The sequence below is a fragment of the Secundilactobacillus odoratitofui DSM 19909 = JCM 15043 genome (assembly GCF_001434895.1).
GTDB classification, from domain to species: domain Bacteria; phylum Bacillota; class Bacilli; order Lactobacillales; family Lactobacillaceae; genus Secundilactobacillus; species Secundilactobacillus odoratitofui.
Genome location: NZ_AZEE01000016.1, coordinates 1 through 224 on the forward strand (window position 1 = coordinate 1; position 224 = coordinate 224).

1 protein-coding gene is annotated in these 224 nt (G+C 50.0%); it reads left to right on the plus strand.

Translation table 11 applies throughout. The features are described 5' to 3' along the window. Window positions 1-224, plus strand: a 224-nt coding sequence (locus tag FD04_RS12575; protein WP_162255746.1) for a hypothetical protein, incomplete at both ends; no start/stop codon positions are given.

The window sequence follows — 224 nt, forward strand, 5'->3', positions numbered from 1 at the left end:
CCAGCACTTTCAGTTGATCCAAAGGATTACTACGTTCAAACACCAGAAGTTAAGGATCCCGATGGTGGGACAACGAAGACTAGTGTGGATGGCGCAGGAGTGGTCGTTCGGATTGAAAAGAATTGGCCAGACGGTGATAAGACGGAAGTGGTTGTCGATACGGAAACCAACACCGCCAGAGTCACTGAAACACCGAAGGGTGAGCCAAACTTGCCAAGTGTGAC